The 1,318-nt window shown below is 64.9% G+C and carries 1 protein-coding gene; it reads left to right on the top strand.

Features of this window, described 5'->3' with window-relative positions:
- Positions 1 to 114 precede the first annotated feature (114 nt).
- Positions 115 to 1,296: an IS4 family transposase gene (locus AC5W54_RS22455; protein WP_495964318.1), complete on the top strand. Its 1,182-nt coding sequence runs from the start codon at positions 115 to 117 to the stop codon at positions 1,294 to 1,296.
- Positions 1,297 to 1,318: the final 22 nt, after the last annotated feature.

Consider the following 1,318-nt stretch of genomic DNA (forward strand, 5'->3'; position numbering starts at 1 on the left):
GACCCTGGCGCCTCCCCACGAAATAGATAAGAAAAACAGGATATTAGCATTGAAAAAAGTCTGCATGGGCTGGCATGTTGTTGCTCGCCAAAGAAACACGATGCCGGAGGGCCCATGCAGACATCCCGATTCTTTCACAAGATCCTCTCGACATCAGCCCCCGTCCTCCATGCGGCTCGCTTCAAGGCGCTGGTGACCTGCGTGCAGGCCTTGCTGGCGGGGCAGTGCCTGAGCCTGACCGCGCTGGGACGACGGTTACCCCGCCGGATCCTGCCCAAGCATGCCATCAAGTGCGTCGATCGCCTGCTCGCCAACCCGCACCTGCAGCGAGAGCGGCATTTGCTCTATGCCAATATCGCTCGCCTGCTGCTGGGGACCACGCGGCATCCCATCATCCTGGTCGACTGGTCGCCGATCGATGACCGGCGACAGCACTTCCTGCTGCGGGCGGCCATTCCGTTCGGGAAGCGGGCGTTTCCGCTCTATGAGCGCGTGCATCACAAGGAAGGCTGCCCGCGCTGCCAGAACGAGCTGCTGGCGACCCTGGCGCAGCTCCTGCCGGCGCCGGCCCAGCCGATCCTGGTCACCGACGCCGGCTTCAAGACGCCCTGGTTGCGGGCCGTCGAGGCGCGGGGCTGGTACTACGTCGGCCGGATGCGTGGCGCTACCCAGCTGCAGCGGGAAGGCGAGCGTGACTGGTATCGGTTGGACACCCTCTTTGCCCAGGCGACACGGATTCCCAAGGCCTTCGGGGCTATCACGCTGGCCAAGACCCGGCCGCTGGCCACGCGCCTCTACCTGTATCGGTGCCCCTCTCGCGGGCGCAAGGACCGCAACAAGAACGGGCAAGCCTCACGGGCCGCGCGCAGCCGCAAGGCGGCCAAGGGGCACCGTGAGCCTTGGGTGCTGGTCAGCAACCTGTCGCCACGCCACGGCATCGCCAAGAAGGTGGTCGACCTCTATGCCAAGCGCATGGAGATCGAGGAAGGCTTCCGCGACCTCAAGAGCGAGCGTTTCGGTCTGGCCTTCAACTTGCATGGCACTCGCCAGGCGCGGCGCATCGAGATCTTGCTCCTGATCGCCATGCTCGCCAGCTTCCGCATCTGGGCCTGCGGCCTGTTCCTCGACAAGACGGGTAAAGCGAAGACCTATCAGAGCAATACCCGCGGCTCGCGGCGTGATCTGTCGGTCTGGCGGCTCGGCTGCGAAGCCATCCTGGCGCGATGTCCGGTGGGCCGAACGGACGGGCTGATACGGCTCATGCGCCAGGAAGCGGAGGGACAAGCCAGTGGGTAGTTCGTGGGGATGGGTCAGGGTC

This window comes from Halomonas sp. LMYGS-3 (genome assembly GCF_059509875.1).